Here is a 20,606-nt window from a genome sequence, read left to right on the forward strand (position 1 = left end):
AAGAATCCTTCACAAAGTCGTAACTAGTTTGGAGAATTCTTACCATGCATTCACCGCGCTCGCTAGAGTGCTTGACGAGGCATTGATCAGCGGAAAGAAAAGTGGCGTGGAGAACCAGGACGGTTCTCCACGCCACCAAGCGATTTCTTACACCAGTCGGCGCCGGCTCAGCCGAAGCAGCAGAGCTCCCGCCCCGAGGACAACCACGCCGAGACCGACGAGCGGCAATACTGGCGATCCCGTGCGCGGCAGCCAAGTACCAGTGTCTGGGTCGTAGGCATAGCCCGAAACACCTGTCCCGGGATCCCCGGGCGCCGATCCGGCGGGCGGATCGCCGACGATCGGGGAAACCACTGGCGGAGCACCCGCAGCCGGTGGTGTGGCACCGGGTTCGAGCGCGACGAGGTGGTCCTCGATTTCGCCGCCATCAACCCAGGTCGTGTTGTCGGGCGTGACTTCCGCGTCGGCATACAAGCGCAGCCGCAGCGCAGCCGGAGTCGCTTGGCGGGCAAGGGATGCCTTGCGAGCGGGCCATGAAAGCGTTGCCGTGCCGTTGTTCGCCGGCGCCGACGCTGTCGCCAGCTCGGCCGCGCTGAACGTGCCGTCCCCATCAAGGTCGAGCCATCCGGCCAACAGACCGGCCTTGCCCGTGTTGTTGGTTACGGGCACCGTCAGCTTGGGCGCGTTGCTGTTGAGCACGGTTCCCGCCGGGACCGCATCCTCGTCGTTGGCGCTGGGAACGTTGGTGTTATCGCTGTCATAGGTGTCCGACGGGAACCCGTCGATGTCGGAATCCACCAGCGTTCCCAAGTGGAATCGTTGCGAGCTGTCGAAGACCTGCGTCATCACGTGTGCCGGACCCTTTGCCGCGGAAGAGGTCTGGTAGGTGTCCGGAGCGTCGCCAAAATCTGTCGCGAGCAGACAGTCGGCGCCATCGTTGATGCGCAACGAAGCTGCCGAGCCGAGTGGCTGCACCAACGGCGGTGTCAGGTCGAGGCGCACCATGAAGGTCTTGCTCTGCCCGCTCATATTGGCGTTATTGGCACCGACATAGAAGTTGGCCGTGCCGTCCTCCATGAACACCGCGCCATAGTTGTCGCTGTTGGGCAGATCCGCCGACAGGTCAGCCACATCCGTGACCACACCGCTCGCCGAATCGACTTTGACCACTTTGCGTTTGCCGCCGGAAAGCTCTACGCCGTAGAGCCCACCATCGGAATCGTTGTAGTCCCAGTCACCGATGTTCAGCATCGCGTCCGGGTTGCCCGGCGAAATCCGCGAAAGCGTGACGTCGGTGAGGATGTGCCCCAGGGTCGCGCTCGCGGGATCGATGTCGATGACGAACAGGTGGTTGGCGGGCTGCTTCGTGTGCGCGTAATACCGGTTGCCCTGAGCCGTGCCAGCCAGCGCGAGATAGTCTGAATGCCCAAGGGCGGCAAGGTTTCCGGGCGCGCCGATCGAGTCGGTGTTCCCAAGCGAGTCCACGCGCACGATTTCGTCAGGGAACGGTCCCTCACCGGGTTTCGGCGGGTTCTTCACCGCATGCGTGCCCCAGAAAACGTTCTGAGTGCTGGAATACCCAGCCGCGTTCACCACGATGGGATTAGACCCAAGAACAAGATCTTTGATGGGTACTAGGGAAGCCTTCGAGATGTCATAGAAACTCAGCGTCGATTGGCTGCCAGACGCTGACGAGAACATGTAGCCCAGGTTCGGGCACGACGGAAACGGCGCTGCCGCTGGCGGAATGGTCGCTGCTGCACTCAAAAGCAGCGCTCCAATGGCCAGCGGCAGGCTGATCAGTCGCTTGTGGACAAAGGTAATCACACCGAGCGTAACGACTTAGTTACTGTTTGGTGGCTTCCTGGATAGGCACGAAGGGGTCCTGGAGCTCACCGAGCGAGACGACCTCCCGCTTGAAGAACAGCGCCAGGGTCCAGTCGATGACCACACGAACCTTGCGGTTGAGCGAGGGAATGCGGCTCAAGTGGTAGGTGCGGTGCAGGAACCACGCCGACAGGCCCTTGATGTTGACGCCGAACAGCCGCGCCACACCCTTGTGCAGGCCGAGGCTCGCCACCGATCCCACGTGCTTGTAGCGGTATTGGCGAATCGGCTTGGCCCGTAAGGTCGCCACGACGTTGTCGGCGAGCCGCCTGGCCTGGCGCACGGCGTGCTGCGCGCTCGGGGAACACATTTCCCCGGCCGCGGCCGTCAAGTCAGGCACGGCAGCACAGTCGCCTGCGCTCCAAGCGCCCTCAACGACTTTGCCGTCGTCGACGATCCGCAGCGTTGGCTCGCACGTGATCGCGCCCCGGGCGTTGCGCGGCAGATCCGTCGCGTTGACGAGCGGATGTGCCTTGACGCCAGCGGTCCACACGATCGTATCGGCGTAGAACTCCGCCCCATCCGAGAGCTTCACGAGATTGTCCACGCACGACTCAAGCCGTGTCCCGAGCCGGACGTCGATGTCCCGCTTGAGCAACTGCTCGACCGTGTAGGCGCCCATCTCCTGGCCGACCTCGGGCAGGATGCGCTGAGTCGCCTCGACGAGCACCCAGTGCATGTCCGAGGCCTTTAGCTCGGGGTAGTAACGCAACGCGTCGCGGGCCATGTCTTCCATCTCGGCCAGCGCCTCAACCCCGGCGTAGCCCGCGCCCACGACCACAAACGTCAGCGCGCGACTGCGCACGGCCGGGTCTTCGGTCACGGCGGCGATATCGAGCCGCTCCAGCACGTGGTTGCGCAGATAGATCGCTTCGCCGATGGTCTTGAAGCCGATGGCGTGCTCACGCAACCCGGGGATGGGCAACGTTCTGGAGACGCTGCCCGGCGCGACCACGATGTGGTCATAGGGAACCTCGCGCGGCGGGCCAGACAACGGCTGCACTGTCGCCACCTTGCGGGAGTGCTCAACCTTCGTCACGGCACCGGCAAGGATGGTGCACTTGCGAAGTTCACGCCGCAACGGGACCACGCTGTGCCGTGGCGAGATGTTTCCTGCCGCCGCTTCCGGGAGGAAAGGCTGATAGGTCATGTGTGGCTGGGGATCGACCACCATAACCTCGGCCTCTCCGGCGCGGAGCTTGCGCGAGAGTCTGAGGGCGACGTAAAGGCCGACGTGGCCGGCGCCCACCACCAATATCCGAGTTGGTGTCACGCCTTCAAATTACTCGCTTTTGAACACGCTCAAACGCCGATTTAGCTGTGATCTCCGTTAGCGACGGCGCTCACAGCTCCCGTTTCTTCAGCCTGGCCGCCCACGAAAGCACAGCTACGATCCCGGCCGCCGCACCCAGCCCCACGAGCAGCACCGGCACGGACGCGCCCGGCGTGACGGACGGCACTGTCAGCACGATGAGCGTGGAGACGGCCGCTGACACGACAATGACCAAAGCCGCTCGCGCTGCCCAGCGCAAAATGACCGCGCTGTCCACAATGGAGTCATACGGCAGCACCGCCGCCAGCGCGGCCGACGAGTGCAGCAGATAGAGCGCGCACGCGGTGGTGAACGTTCCCGGTCCGGTCACCGTCTGTCCGGTCCCGAGAGTCGCGACCACCCAGAAAATCACCGCCAGCACCATCATCACGTCTACGAACCGCGATCCCGGCGCGAACGCGGGCACCAGGGAAAGCACCCCGATGAAGAACAGGAACCGCGGCGAGAGCGCCGCCCCGGGAGCCGCCGACCACAGCGCGGCGAACCCGGTCGCGAAGACCAGAGCCCGCATGATGAGCGGTGCCGGGGTTACCCGGCGCAACTTGTCGATCATCGGTAGGCACCCACCTTCGGCGCTGACGCCAGCCGGGAAACGTCGCGAAGGACGCTGTCGAGGCTGCCCGCCCCCGCCCAGGCCACGACCGGGACGCCGTGCTCACGCAACTGGCCGATCGTGTTCTCCCGCTCCAGCTTCCACAACCGGAACGCCACTTCCGACCAGCCGCTGGAGGTGACCGGCGCGATGAGCCCGGCCGGCAACGTATCGACAGCGATGACGAATCGCCCGGCCCGCACGAGCCCGGCGAGCATTCCGGCCGACCGGGCGTCAAGCAACGGCGTCAAAACCACGACCAGCGCGTCGGCTGAGATGCTCGCCGCCAGTTGCGCTCCGCCTCGCTCCTGCGCCGTCGGGCTCGGGTACGCGTCGAGCAGCCACTCCAGCACCGTGAGGTATTGACGGCGGCCGCTGGCCGGGCGCAGCTTGCGCGCCATCGAGCCATATTCGAGCAGCGAGACCCGGTCCCCAAGGTGCAGATAGTGCTCGGCGATCGCGGCACTCGCCCGGACCGCGCGGTCGAGCACGGAAGCTGTCCCGTGCACGCCCTCGGAACGGCCCGCGTCGGCCAGCAAGTCCAGCAGGATGACGACTTCAGCGTCGCGATCGGACAAAGTCGCCGCGACGTGCAACCGTTCAGTGCGCAACGACACGCGCCAGTCAATGCGGCGCAACCGGTCCCCCGGCGCGAACTGACGGACACCGGCGAGCTCACCGCCCTCACCCGCGCGGCGTGACCGGTGCTGACCGACGAGGCCGGCCGCCCGTGGCATCGCTTCGTCGGCCGCGAACGGCTCGGTCATCGGATAGACCCGGACCCCGAGCGCTCCCGTCACCACGGCACGGCTGATGAGCAGGCCGTCGCAGGCGACGGCGTAAGCCGAAGCTGGGCCAAGGGTTTGGCGCCCCCAGCGGATCGCTGGTCCCGTCATCTCCACGGCGGCAGCCACTCCCCGCGCCACGGAGGTCACCTGCGGCCGGTCACCGTCGGCGAGTTTGAGCCAGGGCGAGTGCTGGACCCGGAGCACCGCTAGGTCGTACCCGGTGATGTCCCTGTTTTCCACCTCAATCGTGGCGCCGAGCTCACCGCCCTCGACCGGCAGTGTCTCCACCGTGGACAGTCTTAGCCCGGGAGCACCGCGCGGACGGCGTGACAGTCCAAACGCGACACTGAGCGCCAGCGGGACGGCCAGCACGACGAAATCGGCCCGGCCAAACAGCACCGCGAGAATGAGCAGCACGCCGCACACGAACACAGCCCGGCTCAGCGCCGTTGTCGGGATCCACTGATCCTCGTCAGGCGCTGCGTCATCGAAATCGCGGGGTGGATCCGCGGGCCGTAACTGCACGGCTATTTGGCCTTGCGGCGCGGGGTGGAGGCGGGCAGCAAGTCGAGGTCGCTATCGGCATAGCGGGGCTGCTGTGTGTAGGACGGCACGGCACCGCTCGCCGGAGCGGCCGTCGCGGCGAGCACGTCGGCGACGACAGCCGCTGGGTCAACGCGCTTGAGCCACATCTCCGGGCGCAGCGAAATGCGGTGTGCCAAGGCTGGCACGGCGACCTGCTTGACGTCTTCGGGAATCACATAGTCGCGTCCAGCCATAGCCGCCCGCGCCCGTGAAAGCAGAAGCAGCGCAAGCGATCCGCGTGGCGAGGCGCCAACCAGGACAGCGTGATGCTCGCGGGTGGCACCGGTCAAAGCGACCACGTAACGGCTGATGGAGTCTTCGACTTCGATGTCTTCGAGACCGGATTGCATGCGCCGCAACGTGGCCGCGTCGGCCACTGGCTCCAGCACGGCCTCTTCTTGCTTACGGGACATGCGGCGCCGCAAGACGGTCAGCTCTTCGTCGGCCTCGGGATAGCCAAACGAAACGCGCAACATGAAGCGGTCGAGCTGGGCTTCGGGCAACGGGTAGGTGCCTTCGTATTCAATCGGATTCGCCGTCGCGAGCACGTGAAACGGTGGCTCCAGCCGGTAGGTCACGCCTTCGACCGAAACCTGCTTCTCCTGCATGGCTTCCAGCAGAGCGGCCTGCGTCTTCGGTGGCGTCCGGTTGATTTCGTCGGCCAGCAGCAGGTTGGTGAACACGGGCCCGGCGCGGAAAGTGAAGTCGTGCTTGCGCTGGTCGTAGAGGAACGACCCGGTCACGTCGGCGGGCAGCAGGTCAGGGGTGAACTGAAGCCGGCGGAAGTCGAGCCCGAGCGCCTGGGCGAACGAACGCGCCGTGAGCGTCTTGCCCAGACCCGGCAGGTCTTCCAGGAGCACGTGGCCGCCAGCGAGAATTCCCGCCAGCACCAGCTCTAGCGACTCCCGGTTGCCCACCACGATGGTGCCGACCCGGTCTAGCACCTGGGCGGACAGGCGCCCGATCTCTTTCGCGTCCATCACAATTTCTCCAGTGCAGCAATGATGTGGTCAAGCTCTTTGGCCTGAGGACTCCGGCGATGTGGCATCGTGACGAAAGTCCAAAGTGGATCGCCCAGCTTTTCGCGGGCGGCAACGGGGTCGCTGGCTCGCGTGATCCCGTATTTCTGGCGCAACCGCTCATCGGCTAGCTCCCCGAGGCGGGGCAGCACACGGCGGTTGAAGCGGCTCGCGTCGGTATGACTCCAATCGAGCATCATGTCCCAGCTGTTGACCGCGACCTTCAGCCCGTCTGGCATGGACAGTGGCTGTTCGACCGTGAAGCCAGCGTGCCGGGCCCTTGGCCCGGGCCGCAGGCGCTTGGTAACCCGGACCAGTCCCGCAATCGCCAGGGCGAACCCGAACAAGGCCGGCACCGGTGCTTCGAGCTCCATCAGCCGTAACGCTATGTATGCCAAGGCGGTCAGCACACAGGCGATCGCCAGCAGGCTGAACGTGCGGACAGCCATGGGAGCGGCCGGCTTGGCCGGGCGCTGAACCTCAGCGCCACTAAACAGATCATCGATCGTCATGCTGTCGCCGCCTGGGTCAGTTCGCCGTGCAAGCGCGTCAACGCCGCTCTCGCGTGATCGCGCATTGACTCGTCAACGTCACGTGAGGCGTAACGGGCCTGACGGTAAACGTCGGCGAACCCGGTCAGCACGCCCTCGCTGAGGTGATGGCCAGCGAGCAACCGCAAGACGAGATCAGAGGACGTGTCCCCACGCTGGCGTGCCGTGCCCGCGGCCGCGGCGGCCCGCTCCAGCCGCACCCAGCACGCGATGACGGCCCGTCTCGGGTCGGTGCCGATCTCGCCGAGATCGAGCAGCCCGGCTTCGATCGCGGCGACCACCTCTTCTTCGAGACTCGCCGGGGGCTGCTGTGCGTCACGCCGTCGCAACGGGCGGCGGCGAAACCGCGTCGCCGACCCACCGACCGCGCGCACGAGCACCACGATCAGCACCAGCACCGCGACCGCCACGAGGGCGATCAGCACCGATGTCACCCAGCCGGGGAGCTGGACATCGGTGTAACTGGCCTCTTGCTGGGCCGAACCGCTCGGCGCCGGGCGCTCTTCCTGCGGGGGTCCGGTGTAGACAGGCTCCTCGCTAACCGAGTGCCACAGCGGCAGTTGCGTCATGGATGCCGCGATTCCCGTGGCGGCTAGCAGCGCAGCCACGGCAAGCATCGGAGCCCATCGGCGAAGCATTCCCATCGAAGGAGAATCCTGCCATGCCGCGCAGGTTCAGCACAGATAGCCACTCACTCCCCGGCGACGGTTACCCGCACCGGCTGGTTTGGCTTTTCCTCGGTCTTGAAGGGGAAGCTTTCGCGATCAGCACCCAAATTGCGCGGAAACACCTGCACAGCGACGTGAAGGGTGCGGTCCGGAAGGGTCGCCTGGCTGGTCGTGAACGTGACGGTCAAGGAAACTGATCGCCCCGCGGCGATGGGATAGATGCGGACGATAGAAGGATACGAAGCCAGATTGATCAGCGGCCCGCCGAAGACGACTCCTACCGAGCCGCTCTCCAAGGTGGACACATTGCGCAACGTCACGGTGACCTGTCCCGTGCGCTTGCCGTCGGCGCCCGCTGGCCCAAACGCCAGGACCGATGAGGTGACCTCGATGCCAGCTGCACCCGTCTGGAACCCGAACTCCTGCGGCCCACTGATCTGCCGGAATTCGCCAGTATCCCAGGCGAATTGGCGGACCTGTGGGTTAACCGGCACACCCAGGTCGGGCGGAATCTCATAGAAGGTCACGGCGACCCCTCTGACGAGCGGCTCAATCGCCGAGATCCAGCGTGAGGCGTTTGAGGAAGCCGCGACTCGTCCCTTCATCACTATCTTTGCGGCCGCGTCCCGCTCAACCACAATGACTTGCTGCTGCTGCATCTGATTTGACACAACGCAGTGCAGCAGAGCCACCGTTTCCAGGACGGCATCATTGTCCACATTAGACTGAATCAGGCTCTTGATAGTGATGTTGTTGCCCGGCTTGAGCTCGGTGGAGCACTGAGGCTCCCGGCTCCAAGGCTGCAACTTCAACTTCGCCGCGAAGACAGTTTCCTCGTTGAGCGCATCGTCGGTGGCGCTGTCCGTGGGACCGGGCGAAGCCGACGTCGGAGCGGCCGCCGCCTTGGCATTCTGCGAAGGCTGGCCGCTACCCGGGTCTTTGCGCACCGTCAGGAAATCGGTGGCCGAGGCGACCACGATCGCCAACGCGGAAAGATAGACGGTCAGATAGAACCGACCTTTGACCGGCGGTGCCCCCGCGACCGGAGGCTCACCTTCAACAGGCTGGAACGCGTTCAGCTCGGGCTTTTCCGTCTCATTCACAGCGTCAACACGCTTGCCCTGCGGTGACGGTTGCACCCCAGTTAGTGACGCAGGAGCCAGCCGAGGCGGCCCAGCGAGAAAGCCAAGTGCAGCAACAGCAAAGCGCCGAGCACGAGGCCCACGACGGGCAGTCCGGCCCAGGCGAACGCGGCCGCCCCACCGCCGAGCACGAGCAGCTCAATCACGAGCCGCAGCCAGCCGGGCACCGGCACCGGGGCGTTGCCGCTGCGGCTGGGATCACCAGGGACCGCGAACGTTCCCCAGATCGTGGCGACAGCGGCCACGGTGAAAAGTGCCGCCGCACCACCAATCAGGCCACCATCGGCGAGCCTCCAAGCGCCATAACCGAATCCGGCCAGGGCCGCCAGCTCAAGCACGAAACGCAGCAGCAGATTCCACCCGGGCATCTTGCCGTCGCTCGCGCTCACAGCCCAGCCTCTGCTTTGACGAGGGCGAAGACGTCATCAAGCATCGCCGGGGTGAGCTTGCCAGTGAAGATGTTCTGCTGAGACACGTGAAAACTCCCGATAACCGTTGGCACACCGTCACCGCGCCACAAGGCACCGTGACCAAACGTTGGCCGTGGCCGGGGTGGGCTCACGGAGTACACACTGGACATGGTGGGCCACCACGCGCCCCAGGCGAACGCGCCCAGAGTGAGCACGACGCGCAACGTGGGTTTGAGGAAACCCACTTCCTGTACCAGCCAGGAAGCGCAAGTGTCGCGTTCTTCAGGCGTGGGCTTGTTATCCGGCGGAGCGCAGCGGACCGACGCGGCGATCCTTACATCGACCAGTTTAAGTCCATCGTCAATGGACACACTGAGCGCCTGATTGGCCAGCCCTGCCCGGTGCATCGCGGCGAACAATACGTCACCGCTGCGATCGCCGGTGAAAATGCGGCCGGTGCGGTTGCCGCCATGTGCGGCCGGGGCCAGCCCGAGAATGAGGATGCGAGCGTCACTGGCACCGAAACCAGGAACGGGCCGTCCCCAATACACCTCGTCTTTGAAGGCGGCCCGCTTCTCTCGTGCGACTTGTTCCCGCCAGGCGACCAAGCGCGGGCACGCCCGGCAGGCCGAGATCTGGGCATCAAGTTTGGCTAAAGCGTCGATCTAAAGACCTCGATCGTGCGAGCCCACGCGCTGGCACTGGCGGCCGCGTCGTAGACCTCTGGACGGTCGTCGTTGAGGAAAGCGTGATGCGTTCCGGGGTAATCGTGCGTGGTGACCTTGCCGCCCGCCTCGGTGATCGAGCGGACCGCCGTCTGAACCCCTAGCGCCTGCGACGTCCCGTCCTCTTCGGAGCAATGGATGAGCGCCACTTTGCCGTCGTAGTTGGACCAAGCCATCGGCATGCGTTCCCACGGGATCGCGGGATAGAAACCAACGGCGGTGGTGATGCGCGGGCTCAGCGTCGCGGACCAGAGCGCGAGACTGCCACCCATGCAGAAGCCAGCGACACCGATCTTTTCGCTGGTGACCTCGGCTCGGTCAGCGAGGTAGTCAGCCGCACCGGCGATGTCTTTGGCGGCCTGATCCATCGCCAGGCCCATCATGAGTTTGCCCGCATGATCGGGCTCTGTGGTCTGGACCCCGTGATATAGGTCAGGCGCCAGCGCGACGAAACCGGCTGCCGCGAAACGGTCGGCGAGGCTCTTGATGTGCGGCACCAGGCCCCACCACTCTTGGATCACGATGACCGCAGGTCCGCTGCCTGTCTCCGGGATCGCCAGATAGCCCTCGCTCGTGCCACCGTTGCTGGCAAAACTTACGAGCTCACCCACACTCGTCCTCCTGTCGGTCAGTCGTCGTTGGCTGGTCGCACAGTGATGGCGTACCGCGTAGCCAACCACACCTGACCGAATCGGGAAAGACACCGGCGGCGTGGCGAATGTTACGACCTTCGCCACGCCGCGTTAACCAATGTTTCGGTGATTAGGCCTTCGGCCCGAGGCAAAGAACCTTGCCCTTGGAGGAAGCCTTGATGGGGTTGTCCTTGCTCAGCAGGAGGTAGGACTCAGCGCCTTCGACCTTGACACACTCTTCTTCGGCCTCGGCCTGGTTCTTGTTCTCCAGCGTGCCGAGAACTTTCTGCTTGGCGGTGGCGTCGCCACAGTCGACGATCTTCACGTCGTTCACGTCCGGTGCCTCGGTCAGGCAGTCGCCGACGCTGGCGTTAGACGGGTCAGACCCGTTGAAGACGGCGGGGAGAACCACACGGACGACGACGAATGCGAGGATGGCGACCACAACCGCCACGATGATGCCGACGATCTTCTTGCCGGCGCCACCCTTCTGCGGGGCCGCGGCTGGCTCACCGTAGGGGGCGGCAGGAGGAGCGGTTTCGGGGGTAGCTGGGTTCTGCTCAGTCACAAGAGGAGTCCTTTGTGAGGGGATGGTTATCGGTTGTCCCGGTTTAGCTTCAGGCAGATCGTGCGCCCCAAACCTTCCGCACTGCCATCAGCGAAGAAGAGGCGTTCGGGGGCACCGGTTTTGAAGCATTCGTCGGCGCCCTGGCGCTCGGTCTTACCATCCATGACGGACGACACCTTATAGATCGCGTCCGGTTCAAGGCAATTTCGCAGCTCCAAACCGCCAGAGATTTCGATGCTCGTCAGGCAGTCTCCCGCCTTAATAGCCTCGAAATCATCGGGATCTGGCTCGGCGGCGTCCTTTTCCACCTGCGCGATGGTTTCCTCGATGATGCCGCTCTGCCACAGGTAAACCCCTATGCCGCCGCAGCAGCACAGCAACACAGCCAAGGCGCCAGCGATGATGCCAAAGATCACCTTGCTGTTCATGCCTGACTTCGGAGAGTGATAGGGCTGGTACGGCTGCGTCATGGGGTTCCCATCGGTGTGGACCCCGAGATTCTGCCAGCTCCGGCCAGATAATGTGACCCCGTGACCGAGCCTGTGGCCGCTATCGACTGTGGCACTAATTCCGTTCGCCTTCTGCTCACTTCACCGGCTGGAGAAATCGCCCGCGAAATGCGGATCGTCCGGCTCGGCCAGGGCGTTGACCGGACGGGTCAGCTCGACCCGGCAGCCATTGAACGCACGCGCGCCGCACTAGCCGAGTATCGCGCCCTCATCGACAAGCATCAGATTCACCGGATCCGGATGGTCGCCACGTCAGCGACCCGCGACGCTTCCAACGCCGAAGACTTCCGGCAGATGGTCATCGCGACGCTCGGCCAGCCGCCAGAAGTGATCAGTGGCACCGAAGAAGCGGCCTTGTCATTCGCTGGCGCGGTCGCTGATCTGCCCACCGGGCCCGACTATCTCATCGTGGACATCGGTGGTGGCTCAACGGAATTCGTGCGCGGTCAGCGATCCAAGAGCGTGGACATCGGGTGCGTACGCCTGACGGAACGTCATCTGCACTCTGATCCGCCGCGGCCGGAAGAACTGGCACTCGCCTTGCGCGACATCTCGGCGGCCGTCCACGAGGGTCTTGCGGTGACTGGCAGTCAAGGTGCGCAGCTCGTCGGACTCGCTGGTTCGGTCACGACGACGGCCGCGATCGCGCTAGGGCTACCCGCCTATGACCGCGATCGCATTCACCACAGCGTGCTGTCTTTGGACGACGTCGAACGGGTCGTCACGCGACTGTCCACAATGGACCATGAGCAGCGGGCCGCCATTCCCGTGATGCACCCCGGCCGCGTTGACGTCATAATCGCGGGCGCCACGATCCTGTGCGAAATCATGCGGATCTCTGGCCTGCCCACGGTCACCGTGTCCGAACACGACATTCTCGACGGGATCGCCGCCTCGATCACAGGTGCATGAGCATGCGGGTGTTGCCAAGCGTGTTTGGCTTCACCCGCTCCAAACCCAGGAACTCAGCCACACCAACGTCATAGGAACGCAGCAGCTGCTCATAGACCTTCTGCGGCACCGGCGCGCCGTCGATCTCCTGGAACCCGAACGATCCGAAGAAGTGCGTCTCGAACGTCAGCACGAAGATGCGTTTCACACCAAGTTCACGCGCGTCATCGATCAGCGCGGAAACGATGCGGTGCCCGATGCGCTGACCGCGCGACTCCCGGTTCACCGCCACCGTGCGGATCTCGGCGAGGTCTTCCCAGAGCACGTGCAAAGCACCGCAGCCGAGCAGGTTTTCGTCATCGTCGACGGCGACGCGGTATTCCTGGATGTCTTCGTAGATCGCGACAGTGTCCTTGCTCAGCAGCCGCCGCTCACCGCTGTAGTCGTCGATCAGGCGCCGGATCCCTTTAGCGTCACGGGTTTTCGCCTTGCGGACCACAGCTTCGACGTCAGACACAGGGACCCGCAGTCCACCACGGCTCGATCATCTCGATGACCTCGTCTCCGAGCGGATTGACACCGGGCCCCGCCGCCAAGGCGTGCCCGAGCAACACGTGCAAACACTTGACCCGGTTAGGCATGCCACCGGCCGAGATGCCCTCGATCTCGGGCACACTTCCGATGCTTTCGCGCCGCTCCAAATAACCTTCATGCGCTTTCTGGTACTCCGAAGCAAGCTCCGGATCCTCTTGAAGGCGCTGGAACATCTCCTTCATCACCCCGGCCGACTCGAGACGGCTGCACTCAGCGGTCGCTCGCGGACAGGTCAGGTAGTAGAGCGTCGGAAACGGCGTTCCGTCGGCCAGCCGTGGCATGGTCTCGACCACATCTGGGCGGCCGCAAGGGCAGCGGTGCGCTATCGCACGGGTGCCGCGTGTTGGCCTGCCGAGCTGTTTAGCGACCGCCTCGAGGTCTTCCTCGCTCGCCTCGCTCAGCTCCTGAGCGGGCAGCATGCTTCTATCCATTAGCAGCGTCCACACTGGACCATAAGGTCTCGTACCAGTTGGTGGGCTTGGGCGGCGCAGCCGGTTTCCCGGTGTCGAGCGTGCCTTCCCAGACGGGAATCAGCGGTGTCTCACCCTTGCGCACCCAGAAAAATCGCTTGCGCAGCTGGATTCTGACGTAGTTTTCGTCTTCCCACTTGGCCGCTTCTTCTTCCAGCGCCTCAATGTGCCGCCGTTGCTGCTCCTGAGCTTGGCTCATCGCATCGATCTCGGCGAGCTGCGTCAAGTAGACCCGCACGGGATAGGCGTAACCGAGGGCAAGCGCCGCCAGGACAACGAGCAGAATCGTCGCGCGTCCCGTGAGGCCACGCTGGCCGGGCGCCCGGGTCCGCTTCGCGGCCCCTTGTGCCGCGGGCCGCCTGACGGCGGCTGGACGTGCACCAGAGCGAGGTTTGCTGCGGGAGCGGCGAAGAGGGCCAAGCAACGCCCGTTGCCGTCGCTGTTGCATCGGCCCTCTCCCCTCGCTCTACGTGAGCCTAAGACTGACGATAACGCGGGAACGCCGAGGCGCCAGCGTAACGGGCCGCGTCGGCCAGCTCTTCCTCAATCCGCAACAACTGGTTGAACTTCGCCGTGCGGTCGGACCGCGCCGGCGCACCGGTCTTGATCTGGCCACAACCCGTGGCGACGGCCAGGTCAGCGATGGTGGTGTCTTCGGTCTCGCCGGAACGGTGGCTCATCATGCAGCGGAAGCCAGCGCGGTGTGCCATGTCGACGGCGTCGAACGTCTCGGTCAGCGAGCCGATCTGGTTCACCTTAACGAGCAGAGCGTTGGCCGCCTTTTCCTTGATGCCACGCTGAAGCCGGTCGGTGTTGGTGACGAACAAGTCGTCGCCCACGATCTGCAGCTTGTCGCCGAACCGTGCGGTCATCGCGATCCAGCCGGCCCAGTCGTCCTCGCCCAGTGGGTCCTCAATGGACACGATCGGGAAGTCGCTCGCGAGCTTGGCGTAGTACGCGATCATTTCGTCGCTTGACTTCTGCCCGCCCTCGAAGTGGTAGGCACCGTCCTTGTGGAACTCGGTCGCGGCCACGTCCAGGGCGAACACGATGTCGGTGCCCAGGGTGTAGCCAGCCGCGCTAACCGCCTCGGCGATCAGCTCCAGGGCGTTCTCGTTGGTCGGCAGGTTGGGCGCGTAGCCACCTTCGTCACCAAGCCCCGTGGACAGGCCCTTCTTCTTGAGCACCGTCTTGAGCGCGTGGTAAACCTCAGCGCCGGAACGGATGGCGTCGCGGAAGGTCGGCGCGCCGATCGGGGCGATCATGAATTCCTGGATGTCCACATTGGAGTCAGCGTGGGCGCCGCCGTTCATGACGTTCAGCATCGGCACCGGCAGCAGGTGCGCGTTGGGCCCACCCAGGTAGCGGTAGAGCGGCAGTTGCGCGCTCTTAGCGGCAGCCTTCGCCACGGCCAGCGAAACGCCGAGAATCGCGTTGGCGCCAAGCTTGCTCTTGGTCGGGGTGCCATCGAGGTCGATCATCGTCTGGTCGATGAACCGCTGCTCGCTGGCGTCAAAGCCAACGATCTTCTCCGCGATCTCATCCTCAACGTTGGCGACAGCCTTCTCGACACCCTTGCCGTTGTAGCGGCTCTTGTCGCCGTCACGCAGCTCGTGCGCCTCGAAAGCACCCGTCGAGGCACCAGACGGAACAGCGGCACGCTCGATCGTCTCGTCATCGAGCCCGATCTCCACCTCGACGGTGGGATTGCCGCGGGAGTCCAGAATCTCGCGTGCCTTGACTACGAAAATAGTGGCCACTGTTGCTCCTTCACGCGTGATTGCCACAAAGCCGCGACCCTGCGGCCTAACCGCACGCCAGCCTATTTCAATCGCGGTCCTACGACTGACGCAGGTCCTGAATCTTCGCTCCCTCGGGAAGGGCGAAGGTCTCATCCGGTGGCTTTCCTCCCACACGGACCAGGGCCTGGTCCACGAGCAGTCCGTTCAGGTCACCGGTAAAGCTCGCGAGCACACCGTCAGAGGTCACGCACGCGGTGAAACTGGACGCTGGCGCACCGGTGAGACCCGACACTTTCAGGCAACTGGCCGGATGCCCCACGATCGTCGCGTCCAGCGGCTCCAGCACCGCCGACGGCTGCTCCCACGCCAGTCTTAGAAGGTCGCGGACCACCGGACCCGCGATCAGGCCACGCTTGGTCGCCTCGGCGTAACTGTCCGCCAGACCGGCCGCCGCGGGCGTCAGCGTGCGCACCTGGCACTTGACCGGATGCAACGTCGTCTCACACTGCGTCTGGCCCGTCGCGTCCTGCAGGATCAGCCCGCCCGGAAACGTCATCACCGTGCGCGAAGGCTCCGCGTGATGTGCCACCGTCGCCCGCACACCACCGGCCAGCTGGTAGTACGCCACGTAACTCACGCTGTTGCCGCGCTCCAGCTGACTGGCCATGTCATCGATGAGCCGCGCCCGTTCAGCCGACGACACGGCATCGTCGAAGAGGCCGCAGCCTGCCACCGCCAGCGTGAACGCGAACAGGACAGCCAGCCGGAGGGGACGGGGCATAACGGCTACCTTCTCACACGCCAGCCTGCAGAAGAGTCCGCAGGTGGCGCGGTGACGGGGAGCCATGGGACAGCATCGCGTCGTGCCACTGCCGCAACGGGACATTAGCGGGCTTTAGCCGCGCGATGTCGCGAACTTCGGAGTACCCCACAAAATAGGTGGATAGCTGCGTAGATGACAGCTGGGCGCGGCGCCATTTGCCCGCGGCCTCGCCCTCTTCCTGGAAGCCCTTACCCAGCATGAGTTCCATACCGTCCGCTTCGGACAGTTCCTCGCAGTGCACGAGCTGGTCGAGGATCGCGTTGATCGCCATCCGCAGCTGCATCTTGAGCTGCTGTGCGCGGACAGCCATGCCACCAAAGCCGTGCTGCACCATCATTTCCTCGGTGTAGACCGCCCAGCCTTCGACGAAGGGACCAGAGAACCCCAGCGCGCGTACGCGGCTGCTGCCCCGGTAGCGCCGAGAGTGCGCCAGCTGTAGGAAGTGCCCTGGCATCGCCTCGTGCACGGTCAGGTTGCGCACCATGTGGTTGTTGTACTCGCGGAAGAACGAGGTCACCCGCTCGGGCGTCCAGTCATTCGGCGTCGGGGAAATGCAGTAGTAGGTCGGAACGTGCGCTGGCTCAAAGACACCCGGCGGGTCGCAATAAGCCACGGCGATGCCCCGGTTGAACTCGGGCATCTCCTGAATGATGCACGGGTCATCGACAAGCGTCACCAGGTCGTGCTCGCGCACGAAGTTAGTCGTGTCTTCGAGACTCTCCTGAGCCAGGGCGACGATCGTGTCGTTGTCCGGGTGATCGTCGGCCAGCCGGTCGAGCAGCTCGCGGATGTTTCCGTTGGGCGCCAAGTCTTTGAGCTGTTCGGTGACCTCCTCGACACAAGACCACGCGCGCTTGAGCACCTCGGCGGCTGTCAGCTCGGTGTCGAGCGTGTACCAAAGCTTCGCGTCCCACAACCGGCGGCCCAAACGTGGATCACGCTCGCCCTCCCGCGAGGCGCACCAGGCGGAGAACTCCTCCAGCGCCTTGCTTGCCGCGTCAGCCACCGGCACGACCCGGCTCTTGAGGCCAGGCGACTCGGCGAGGAGCTTGGGCAGCTCATCACGGATCATCGAAGCGGTGCCGGTGAACTGCCCGGCCGCAGTCTCCAAGTGAATCTTCGGGCAGTCTCGCAAAACGCCCCGTGCGACAGCGAGCGCGTCGGGGATCTTCTCCAGTCGCGCGGCGATCGACTCCAGTCGATCCGGCACAGGCGCGAACGGCCTGGCCATGAGCGAGTGCAGCAGCGATCCCGGGTTGTGCAGCATCGGGTTCCATTCATACGAACGGGTTTCCGATAGCTCAAAGGTCGACCGCTCCACGAGCGACGTCAAAATCGCGTGATCGACCTGCTCGGCCAGCGGCAGCGAGTCACTGTCCAATTGCGACAGTGCGTCCGAGGCGTCACGCAGCATGTTCAGCTGCGCCAGGACGCCGTCTGGCGAGTAGTCCGGAAGCTCCGTGTCGAACCGGTGATCACCAGCGAATGCGGCGGTAGCAGGACTCTCTTTGAGCATCGCTTCGACGATGTTTTCGGCGAGCGGCACAAACTCTTGCGACATTCCGCAAGGTTATAGGTTCTCCGCCAGCCGGCGCAGTGCCGTTCTTAGCGCGGCTTCAGCATCTTCATCGCTTCGCGCCAGCAACGCGAGCAAGTCACCGCCGAGGGTGCCATCGCTTTCTGGTGCTGGTACTCCGTGACGCTGCGCCCGGTTGAGAAGTTTGCGAGCCAGAATCAAAGACGGCAACGACCACGTGATCGCCGACGGCTTCTCCTCTTGTTTGATCCGCTCCCAGTTTTCGACGACCTCATCCACGGTTTCGGCTTTGACGTCACCAAACACGTGCGGATTGCGCCGGATCATCTTCGCCACGAAGTCGCCCGCGAGGTCGTCAATGGACCATCGTTCGTCTTCGGGCAGTTCTTCAGCGAGCCTCGCGTGCAACAGCACCTGGAACAGCACATCGCCCATCTCGGCGCGCAGCTCGTCGTGATCCTCGCTCAGGATCGCGTCATGTGCTTCGTAGGCTTCTTCGAGCAAATACTTCGCCAGTGTCCGGTGCGTCTGCTCCCGCTTCCACGGATCTTCCGCCCGCAGCCGGTCGACCACGTGCACCGCGTCGAGTAAACGGGCGCCCGGCGGGTCCCACGAGCCGTACATGAGTTCCAGTTCAGCTAGCCCTGGTTCTCGCGCCAGCTTGAGCCCTAGTTCCCGCGCCATCGCCTCGTCGCCCTCGGGGCCGGACAACCACACCACGGTCTGATCCGTGCTCGTCAGCAATGCTTGCGCGGGCGCGTCCGTGATGGTCACGGTCACTTGATGTGACCGCAGAGCGTGCGTCAGTTCAGATTCCGCGCCGGCGAACACAGGCACCTGACGCACCAGGTCCCAAGCGGCCGCGGTAAGCAGCCCAGCCGGGACCCGGGGCGAGGTAACGAGCAGAACGATCCGCCGGATCACGGCTCGCTGGGAGTCTCGGTCGCTTGACGCTGCGCCTCGGTCACGACACTCGGCGCCAGTGGCAGCCCGACGAAGTTCACATCTGAGTAGCGCGGGTTAAGCGTTAGCTTGTCGGCGCTCAGAAGCGCGTTGTGGACCCGGACGCCGGCCTGCAACTGCGGAAGCACCTGCTCGTAGGGCGGGGTGTTCGGGCCGGACACCCGGCTGTAGAGCGCCTGCGTTTCAGCGTCGGTCGAGGTGCCGAGTTCTGGCGGGATCGCCGCGAAGCAGGCTTCCAGCTGCTGATTCATCCCGAACAGCGGATTGTTCTTGATCGCTGCGGGGACCTCGTCTGGCAACGGTGTCGCCTGGAAACTGAAGCCCTTTTGCTCGCTCAAGCGGCGGCACAGCTCAAGGCCCGTCCACACGTACACCGCGTCGCGGTTCTGGATTTTGGTGACCGGACGTCCCGTTTGCGCGGCGGCCGCTTCAACCGTCGTGTTGTAATCGTTGACCAAAGTGGTTACTTCAGCCTCGGATAATGAGGCGTCCCCCACGTAGGCCGCGATCTTCGGATCCGATCGGCACGAAGTCAAGAACACCAGGCCAAGGGCCAAGCCGGCGGCGGCTACCAGACGAATGCGCACGCGCTCACCTTCTCACGGCGATCGCTTAGGGGAATTTTCAGGGTTAACTTTCACGCCTCTTTCAGGGCAGAATGCAGCGCGTGACCACGCAAATGTTGCCCCGATCCGCTGGTGAGTGGGTGGGGATCGCACGATTCGGCCCCGCTGACGCCCTGCGCCCAGCGCTGACGACCATGATCTATCGCCTTTGGCTCGTGGCGTTCGTGCTGAAAATGCTCGGCTCAACGTGGGACATGTCGTGGCACTTCATGTGGCTGCGCGACACCGCCGCGCCACCGCACATCCTCAACACCATCGGCACCGTGATCGTCGTCGCACTCGTGATCTTCCAGGCGCGCTACAACGTCGGCGTTGACAAGTGGGCCAAGCGCCTCATGGTTTTCGGCACGGGGATGTTCCTCATCGCGATCCCGATTGACATCCTGAACCACGAGATCAACGGGCTCGACATCACGGCGTGGAGCGCCAGCCACGCACTCCTCTATATCGGCACCGCGTTCATGCTCCTGGGCTGCGCCCGCGGCTACTGGATCTCGACGCCTCCCGGCCGCACCCGCACTGTGGTCAGTGCTGTGTTGTGGGGCTTCTTCCTGGAGAACGTCCTTTTCCCTGCCCAGCACCAGGAATATGGCGTGAACTCGCTGGCCGCCTGGAAAGCCGGCGACCCCACGGCCGAGTTCGACCTTCTCGACTTCGCGGCAAAGCAGATCGGGCGCGAGATCGATGAGATCGCCGTTTCGAATTTCGCCCTACCGGTCGATTCCTGGGTCTACCCCGCTTGGCTCACCGGCGCGGCTTTGCTGACCCTCGTCGCGGCGCGTTACTTCGTCGGCGCCCGGTTCACCGCCACCGCTATCGCGGCCGGTTACCTCGGTTACCGCGTGATCGCGTGGGTCCTGCTGACCGGCACCGGCTTCCCGCCCTCGCGTCCGCCCTTCATGCTGCTCGCGGGTGCCGTGCTCATCGACCTCGTGTTCCTCGCCTTCGCCGCCGACCGACGCCCCGGAGCCGACGCCGCTAAAACCTTCCCCGCCCCGACCGGACGAGCCCGTCTCGTGCTCGCGGGCGTCTTCGGCGCAGCCGTGGCCACCGGCGCCCTCGCCGTGGCGGCCTGGGTCCAGGGCTTCTTCAACGGCCAACTGCTCGGCAACCCACCCATCGACTACACCGCGTTTGTCTGGGGTGGACTAATCCTCGCGATCGGCTGGCTGGCGATCACCTTGATCCCCACCTACCTCTCGCGCCCTTCCGCCCCCACCCCTAGCGCCTAACCCCGCGCTCCCGCACCACTGCTTTCCTACACCACTGCTTTCCCGCGCCCCGGCCTCTCCTTCCGCCGGGGCGCTTCCCTTCCCCCGTCGCTTCCACCCCCTCCCACCGGCTTCCCTCCCGCGGCCGCGTAGGCCAAGGCCCGCCTTCGGGTGGCCCCCTGCTCGTTCACCCCTTGCGTTCCGGCCATTGGGTTTTGCCGCAGTTTCTCCTCGTGCTTTCCCGGGCCTACATCGCCTCGACTTAGCGCTCGTCCTCAGGCGTTGCGCTTCGGCATGTCCGTCTTAGGATGCGGCTCCACCTCTCCATATAGGACGTTCT

Annotated in this window: 23 protein-coding genes; 2 read left to right on the forward strand and 21 right to left on the reverse strand. The window is 64.6% G+C overall.

Annotation, left to right across the window (positions count from 1 at the left end; all coding sequences use genetic code 11):
• Positions 1-147: 147 nt before the first annotated feature.
• The 13 genes from A3E1_RS0108345 to A3E1_RS0108405 form a co-directional block, all read right to left on the reverse strand.
• Positions 148-1,827 carry a GEVED domain-containing protein gene (locus A3E1_RS0108345; RefSeq protein WP_020520301.1) on the reverse strand — a complete coding sequence of 560 codons (1,680 nt, stop codon included), beginning with the start codon at positions 1,825-1,827 and terminating at the stop codon, positions 148-150.
• Positions 1,828-1,846: 19 nt separating this feature from the next.
• Positions 1,847-3,160, reverse strand: coding sequence for an NAD(P)/FAD-dependent oxidoreductase (locus A3E1_RS0108350; RefSeq protein WP_026208227.1), 1,314 nt, complete (start codon positions 3,158-3,160; stop codon positions 1,847-1,849).
• A gap of 70 nt (positions 3,161-3,230) precedes the next feature.
• Positions 3,231-3,773, reverse strand: coding sequence for a hypothetical protein (locus A3E1_RS0108355; protein ID WP_020520303.1), 543 nt, complete (start codon positions 3,771-3,773; stop codon positions 3,231-3,233).
• A complete protein-coding gene (locus tag A3E1_RS0108360; protein ID WP_020520304.1) occupies positions 3,770-5,125 on the reverse strand; it encodes a DUF58 domain-containing protein in 1,356 nt (451 codons plus the stop codon). The genes A3E1_RS0108355 and A3E1_RS0108360 overlap by 4 nt, the downstream gene beginning before the upstream one ends.
• A 2-nt stretch (positions 5,126-5,127) precedes the next feature.
• Positions 5,128-6,165 (reverse strand): AAA family ATPase, encoded by a 1,038-nt coding sequence (locus A3E1_RS0108365; protein ID WP_020520305.1) that lies wholly within the window; start codon positions 6,163-6,165, stop codon positions 5,128-5,130.
• Positions 6,165-6,716 (reverse strand): hypothetical protein, encoded by a 552-nt coding sequence (locus A3E1_RS0108370; protein WP_020520306.1) that lies wholly within the window; start codon positions 6,714-6,716, stop codon positions 6,165-6,167. The genes A3E1_RS0108365 and A3E1_RS0108370 overlap by 1 nt, the downstream gene beginning before the upstream one ends.
• Positions 6,713-7,399 (reverse strand): DUF4129 domain-containing protein, encoded by a 687-nt coding sequence (locus tag A3E1_RS0108375; RefSeq protein WP_020520307.1) that lies wholly within the window; start codon positions 7,397-7,399, stop codon positions 6,713-6,715. Before A3E1_RS0108375 ends, A3E1_RS0108370 begins: the two co-directional genes overlap by 4 nt.
• A 47-nt stretch (positions 7,400-7,446) precedes the next feature.
• Positions 7,447-8,526: a hypothetical protein gene (locus A3E1_RS0108380; protein WP_157631400.1), complete on the reverse strand. Its 1,080-nt coding sequence runs from the start codon at positions 8,524-8,526 to the stop codon at positions 7,447-7,449.
• A 41-nt stretch (positions 8,527-8,567) separates the two neighbouring features.
• Positions 8,568-8,954 carry a YrdB family protein gene (locus tag A3E1_RS0108385; RefSeq protein ID WP_020520309.1) on the reverse strand — a complete coding sequence of 129 codons (387 nt, stop codon included), beginning with the start codon at positions 8,952-8,954 and terminating at the stop codon, positions 8,568-8,570.
• Positions 8,951-9,640: a uracil-DNA glycosylase gene (locus A3E1_RS0108390; protein ID WP_026208230.1), complete on the reverse strand. Its 690-nt coding sequence runs from the start codon at positions 9,638-9,640 to the stop codon at positions 8,951-8,953. The genes A3E1_RS0108385 and A3E1_RS0108390 overlap by 4 nt, the downstream gene beginning before the upstream one ends.
• Positions 9,628-10,311: a dienelactone hydrolase family protein gene (locus tag A3E1_RS0108395; protein ID WP_020520311.1), complete on the reverse strand. Its 684-nt coding sequence runs from the start codon at positions 10,309-10,311 to the stop codon at positions 9,628-9,630. The genes A3E1_RS0108390 and A3E1_RS0108395 overlap by 13 nt, the downstream gene beginning before the upstream one ends.
• 151 nt (positions 10,312-10,462) lie before the next feature.
• Positions 10,463-10,900 carry an LppU/SCO3897 family protein gene (locus tag A3E1_RS0108400; protein WP_020520312.1) on the reverse strand — a complete coding sequence of 146 codons (438 nt, stop codon included), beginning with the start codon at positions 10,898-10,900 and terminating at the stop codon, positions 10,463-10,465.
• Between the two features lie 26 nt (positions 10,901-10,926).
• Positions 10,927-11,328 carry a hypothetical protein gene (locus A3E1_RS0108405; protein WP_157631401.1) on the reverse strand — a complete coding sequence of 134 codons (402 nt, stop codon included), beginning with the start codon at positions 11,326-11,328 and terminating at the stop codon, positions 10,927-10,929.
• A gap of 114 nt (positions 11,329-11,442) precedes the next feature.
• Between A3E1_RS0108405 and A3E1_RS0108410 the strand changes: the two genes are divergently transcribed.
• Positions 11,443-12,321 carry a Ppx/GppA phosphatase family protein gene (locus A3E1_RS0108410; RefSeq protein WP_083929434.1) on the forward strand — a complete coding sequence of 293 codons (879 nt, stop codon included), beginning with the start codon at positions 11,443-11,445 and terminating at the stop codon, positions 12,319-12,321.
• Here the strand turns inward: A3E1_RS0108410 and A3E1_RS0108415 are convergent.
• The 8 genes from A3E1_RS0108415 to A3E1_RS0108450 form a co-directional block, all read right to left on the reverse strand.
• Positions 12,308-12,817 (reverse strand): amino-acid N-acetyltransferase, encoded by a 510-nt coding sequence (locus A3E1_RS0108415; RefSeq protein ID WP_020520315.1) that lies wholly within the window; start codon positions 12,815-12,817, stop codon positions 12,308-12,310. The genes A3E1_RS0108410 and A3E1_RS0108415 overlap by 14 nt on opposite strands.
• On the reverse strand, positions 12,810-13,313 hold the full coding sequence (locus tag A3E1_RS0108420) for a DUF501 domain-containing protein (RefSeq protein WP_020520316.1): 504 nt from the start codon (positions 13,311-13,313) through the stop codon (positions 12,810-12,812). The genes A3E1_RS0108415 and A3E1_RS0108420 overlap by 8 nt, the downstream gene beginning before the upstream one ends.
• A gap of 4 nt (positions 13,314-13,317) precedes the next feature.
• Complete coding sequence (locus A3E1_RS39490) at positions 13,318-13,812, reverse strand: FtsB family cell division protein (protein WP_020520317.1); 495 nt, start codon at positions 13,810-13,812, stop codon at positions 13,318-13,320.
• Between the two features lie 28 nt (positions 13,813-13,840).
• The gene (gene eno, locus A3E1_RS0108430; RefSeq protein ID WP_020520318.1) at positions 13,841-15,124 is read right to left on the reverse strand and encodes a phosphopyruvate hydratase; all 1,284 of its coding nucleotides are present in this window, start codon (positions 15,122-15,124) and stop codon (positions 13,841-13,843) included.
• Positions 15,125-15,203: 79 nt separating this feature from the next.
• Entirely contained in the window at positions 15,204-15,887 is a 684-nt protein-coding gene (locus tag A3E1_RS0108435; protein ID WP_020520319.1) for a hypothetical protein, read from the reverse strand.
• A 13-nt stretch (positions 15,888-15,900) separates the two neighbouring features.
• Positions 15,901-17,490, reverse strand: coding sequence for a DUF885 domain-containing protein (locus tag A3E1_RS0108440; RefSeq protein WP_020520320.1), 1,590 nt, complete (start codon positions 17,488-17,490; stop codon positions 15,901-15,903).
• Between the two features lie 9 nt (positions 17,491-17,499).
• Positions 17,500-18,390: a MazG family protein gene (locus A3E1_RS0108445; RefSeq protein WP_020520321.1), complete on the reverse strand. Its 891-nt coding sequence runs from the start codon at positions 18,388-18,390 to the stop codon at positions 17,500-17,502.
• Positions 18,387-19,016 (reverse strand): hypothetical protein, encoded by a 630-nt coding sequence (locus A3E1_RS0108450; protein WP_020520322.1) that lies wholly within the window; start codon positions 19,014-19,016, stop codon positions 18,387-18,389. Before A3E1_RS0108450 ends, A3E1_RS0108445 begins: the two co-directional genes overlap by 4 nt.
• A 71-nt stretch (positions 19,017-19,087) precedes the next feature.
• Here A3E1_RS0108450 and A3E1_RS39495 point away from each other — a divergent pair, with 71 nt between their 5' ends.
• On the forward strand, positions 19,088-20,287 hold the full coding sequence (locus A3E1_RS39495; protein WP_407637346.1) for a hypothetical protein: 1,200 nt from the start codon (positions 19,088-19,090) through the stop codon (positions 20,285-20,287).
• Positions 20,288-20,606: the final 319 nt, after the last annotated feature.

This window comes from Catelliglobosispora koreensis DSM 44566 (assembly GCF_000379685.1).
GTDB classification, from domain to species: Bacteria; Actinomycetota; Actinomycetes; order Mycobacteriales; family Micromonosporaceae; genus Catelliglobosispora; species Catelliglobosispora koreensis.